Source organism: Streptomyces olivochromogenes (assembly GCF_021538895.1).
Classification (GTDB): Bacteria; Actinomycetota; Actinomycetes; order Streptomycetales; family Streptomycetaceae; genus Streptomyces; species Streptomyces olivochromogenes_A.
In genome coordinates, this window is sequence record NZ_JADDRL010000235.1 from 1 (window position 1) to 4,806 (window position 4,806).

The window sequence follows — 4,806 nt, forward strand, 5'->3', positions numbered from 1 at the left end:
CGGCGGCCGGCCGTCGGGGGCGGCTCCGCTGCCGGCCCGGGACCGAGCAGGTCGGCGCCCGGCGGCAAATCGCCGTCCGACGGCGGCCGTTCGCCCGGTCGTGGCTTCCGGGGCGGCCGTGCCGGGGCCGTGCCCCTCTCCCTGCGGGCCGGCGCCGATGTCGGGCTGCTGGCGGTGGCCGGGGTGGCGTACTGGCAGCTGAACCGGCAGACCTCAGGAGCCGTCGGTACCGACCTCCCCCAAGTTCTCGACTCCGCTCGAGCAGGGGGGACCCCCATCGGCACGCTCGGAATCGATCCACTCCTGGTGGCGGCGCCCGCCCTGGCGCTGCTGGCCGGAACGGTGCTGACGCTGCGGCTGCTGCCCCCGGTGGCGCGGCTCGCGGAGCGCCGGGCGGCGTCCGGGCGGGGGCTGCCGGTGGCGCTGGCGGGCTGGCAGTTCAGCCGTCGTCCGATGCGCGGGGCGGGCCCGGTGCTGCTGCTCGTCCTCGCCGTCGCGCTCGGCATGCTGGCGATCGGGCAGGGCGCCTCCTGGGACCGCTCGCAGGAGGACCAGGCGGACTTCCGGGCCGGCGTGTCGGTGCGCGTCCTGGCCGCCGGGGACGGCGGACTCGGCCGCACCGAGGCCTACGCCGCCCTCCCCCACGTACGGCAGGCCGCCCCCGCCGTACGCACCGAACAGCCACTGTCCGGCGACCGGACCGCGACCGTGCTGGCGCTGGACACCACGCACGCGGCCCCCGGGGTGCTGATGCGGCCGGACCTGGCGTCCGGGCCGGTGGAGCCGATGCTGGCCGGGCTGGCCCGCAAGGGGACGGCCGAGGGAGCCGCGGTGCCCGCGGGCACCGCCCGGCTGCGGCTGGCGGCGTCCCTGCGCAGCTCGACCGGGCCGGGCACCGCCGTCGACGTGACGGCGACCCTGGAGGACCGCTACGGGGTGCCGTACGAGCTGTCGTTCGGCCGGCTGCCCACCGACGGCCGTACCCACACCCTGTCCCTCCCCCTCGCCCCCTCCGCGGGCCCGGTGACGCTCACCGCGCTGCGCCTGGACATGCCCCAGCCCGGCGAACGCGCCGAGCACCATCGCCTCACCGTCCACGGGCTCACCTCCACGGACGCCGGCGGAAAGGAGCAGCGGCTGTCCCTCCCCGCCTCCTGGACCGCGGCCGCGCGGGCCGACGGCGCCGTCTCCCCCGCCACCGGCCCGAGCCGGCCGCGGGTGACCTCGACCCGGCCGCTGACGGTCGAGTACGGCACCGGCTACATCCCCCACATGGACATGTGGACCGTCGCCTCCGTGACGATCCGGCTCCGGGTGACGCAGCCCGCTCCGCCCGAGCTCACCGCCTTGGCCACCGACCGATACCTGGACTCGGCGAGCGCCCGTCCCGGGCAGCGCGTGGCCCTGACGTTCGGCGGCCGGAGCCTGCCGGTGCGGATCGTCGGCTCCGTGCGGGCCCTGCCCGCCACCGCCGACCCGGTGAACACCGGCGAGCGCGACGGCGGGGCCCTGCTGCTCGATCTGCGGTCGGTGAACCGGGTGTTGGCGGCACGCTTCGGCGAGGGCGTCACCCCGACCGAGTGGTGGCTGCGGACCACGCCGGGCGAGGCGACCGCGGTGGCCACCACCCTGCGGGCGCTGCCGGACGTCGACCCCGGGCAGGTCGTGGTGCGCGACGAGATCGCGGCCGAACTGCGCGACGATCCCTTCGGCGCCGGTCCCGAGGCCGCGTTCGCCGCGGCGGCCGTGGTGGCGGCGGCGCTCGCCGCGGTCGGCTTCGCGGTGAGCGCCGCCGGGTCGCTGCGCGAGCGGCGCGCCGAGTTCGCGGTGCTGCGCGCCCTGGGCGCCCCGCGCCGCAAACTGGCCCGGATGGTCGCCGCCGAACAGGGCGTGCTGCTGGGCCTGGCCCTGGTGGTCGGCGTCGCCCTGGGCACCGTGCTGACCCGGGCCGTGCTCCCGCTGATCGTGCTGACCGCGCAGGCGACCCGGCCCGAACCGAAGCTGCTCGTCGAACTCCCCGCCGGGCGCGTGGCGTTGCTGCTGGCGGCGGTCGCGGCCATGCCGTTGCTCGTCGCCGCGGCGCTGGCGATGCGGCGGGCGGATCCGTCGAGCGCGTTGCGGGATCAGGGGGGTGAGTGAGATGACGCCGACGGCCGCCCCCTGGGTGCGCACCCGGCTGCGGGCCGCGCCGCTCGCCGCGGTCGCCCTCGCGGTGCTGGTGGCGCTGACCGCGTGTCTGGCCGGCGCCTTCCCGCGCGCCGTCGACCGGTACGAGGACGCCGGGCTGCTGCGCGCCCTGCGGCAGGCCGGGCCCGCCCGCACCACCGTGCAGGTGAGCGCCCCACAGGCGGACCTCGGACTCTCGGCGGACGAGCGGGCGGCGGCGCTGCGCCCGGCGGCCCTGCGGGGGCGCTACGCGAAGGTCCTCGGGTCCGTCCCGGGGCCGCTGGCCCTCGACCGCGGCCAGTCGTCGTACGGCGTGGCCGCCTCCGCCAGCCCGGCCGTGCCCGACCCGTGGATACCCCGGCCCAGCGGACTGCCGGCCCACGTCTGGCTCGTCGCCCCGGGCGGGGTCGCCGACCACGCGCGGGTGCGCGCGGGCCGGCTGCCGCGCGTCTCGGGCCCGGTGGACGAGTCGACCACCGAGGTGCAGGCCGCCGTCTCCGCCGCCACCGCCAAGAGCCTGCACATCAAGGTGGGTTCGGTCATCCACGTGCCCGGCGTGGCCCGCCCGCCGCTCGCCGTCCGCGTCACCGGCATCCTCACCCCGCGCGACCCCGCCGGCGCCTACTGGTCCACCCACACCCTGCTGCACACCCCGGCGCTGGTGAGCCGGCCCACGCCGAGCCCGGACCCCGAGAAGTACTGGCTCGGCGGGCTGCTGCTGGCGCCGGAGGCCGCACCCGCCATGCTGGGCACGGGCTCAGTCCCGTTCCGCTACTGGCAGCTCGCCCCCGATCTGCACGGCTTGCACGCCCACGCCCTGGGGTCCCTGAAGTCCGCCGTCGCCGCCCTGGAATCCGGCCCCGGCCTGCAACGGGCCCGCGCGGCCACCGATCCCGGCGCCGAGGTGGAGACCGACCTCGACGACGTCCTCCACTCCTTCTCCCGGCTGCGCTCGGGCATCAGTCCACTGGTCGCCGTCGCCGCCTTCGGCACCGGGACCGTGGCCGGCGTCGTCCTCCTCATGGCGGGCGGCCTCACCGCCGACCGCCGCCGCACCGAACTCGCCCTGCTGCGCGCCCGAGGCGCCTCCCTGCGCGGCCTGGCCGGCCGGCTGTGCGCCGAGACGACGGTGGTCGCCGTGCCCGCGGGCGCGCTCGGCCTGGCCGCCGCGCTGCTCGCGGTCCCCGGGGGCCGGGTCCGGTACGCCGTCGCCGCCGCCGGCGCGGTGACCCTGACCGCGTGCGCCGCGCTCCCGCTGCGCGCCGTGCTCGCGCACCGGTCGGTACGGGTCACCGGGCCGCGCGAGGACGTGGCGACGGTCCGTCCGTCCCGGCGCCGTACGGTCGCGGAGCTGACGCTGCTCGTGCTGGCGGCGGGCGCGGTGGAGGCGCTGCGGAGACGGGGGACGTCGGTTTCCGCGGACGGCTCGGCGGACCAACTGGTGTCGGTGGCACCGGTGTTGGTCGGGGTGATCGCGGCCCTGGTCCTCGTCCGGCTCTACCCGCTGCTGCTGCGCCGGCTGGCCCGCCCCGCCGGGCGGCTGCGCGGTGCGGTGGGCCATCTGTCGCTGGCCCGCGCGGGCCGTACCTCCGTCTCGGCGGTACTCCCGCTGCTGGCCCTGCTGAGCGCGCTCACCACGGCCGCGTTCGGCGGCTCGGTCCTGGCGGGCGTCGCCGAGGCCCGCGACCGGGCGGCGCTGCTGTCCGTGGGCGCCGACGCGCGCGTGGATTCCGACGGGCCGCTGCCCGCGGGCGTGGTCGACCGGGTGCGCCGTGCGTCCGGGGTGAGCGAGGCCGCCGCGGTGAGCATCGCCTACCAGGCGAAACCCGAGGACGGGCAGGCCTCGGTGCCGCTGGTCGGGGTGGAGCCGGGTACGTACCGGGCGCTGGCGGACCGGACGGGGCTCGGCCCCTTCGACGAAGGCGCGGTGCGGCGCCCGGCCTCCGGTCACGCCCCGCTCCCCGCGCTGGCCTCGCCCTCCGTCGCCTCGGCGTACGGCACCCGCCGTCCCTTCCTGGTCCGGCTGGAGGACGGCAGCGCGGTCACCGTGCGGATCACCGCCGTACGGGACGGGACCCCGGCCGTCTCCGGCACCGACTTCCTGGTCGTGGACCGCGCGGGCCTGGACGCCACGGCCGCCCGGCCCACGGCGCTGCTGCTGACGGGGGAGCACGTGGACGGGCAGGCGCTGCGCCGGGCGGCGGGCTCCGCGGCGGGCGTCACCGTCCGGGCGGAGGAACGGGCCCGGTTCGCCGACTCACCGCTCCAGTCCGGTGCCGAGCACGTCTATACGGCGGCGGTCGCGGCCGGCGCCGGATACGCCGTACTGGCCCTGCTCCTCGCCCTGCTGCGCGCCGCCCCCGAGCGCGCCGCGCTGCTCGCGCGCCTGCGCACGATGGGCCTCACCCGCGCCCAGGGCCGCCGCCTCCTCGTCCTGGAGTCGCTGCCCCAGGCCCTCCTCGCCGCGGCCGGCGGCGCCCTCACCGGCTGGTCCACCATCCGCCTCCTCGCCCCCGGCACCGACCTGACGACCATCGCCCTGGCCTCCGCGCAGACCCCCGTGGGCGAAGCCGAGCTGCACACCGACGCGCTGTCTCTGACCGTTCCGGCGGTGGCGGTCGTGGTGGTGACGGTGGGCGT

At 78.3% G+C, this 4,806-nt stretch carries 2 protein-coding genes; both read left to right on the forward strand.

All coding sequences use genetic code 11. The features are described from left to right. Positions 1 to 2,139: FtsX-like permease family protein (locus IPZ69_RS46335; RefSeq protein WP_235460946.1), on the forward strand; the 2,139-nt coding region annotated here is incomplete at its 5' end. A 1-nt stretch (position 2,140) separates the two neighbouring features. Further along, a partial coding sequence (locus tag IPZ69_RS46340) for an ABC transporter permease (RefSeq protein WP_235460947.1) occupies positions 2,141 to 4,806 on the forward strand: 2,666 nt, incomplete at its 3' end.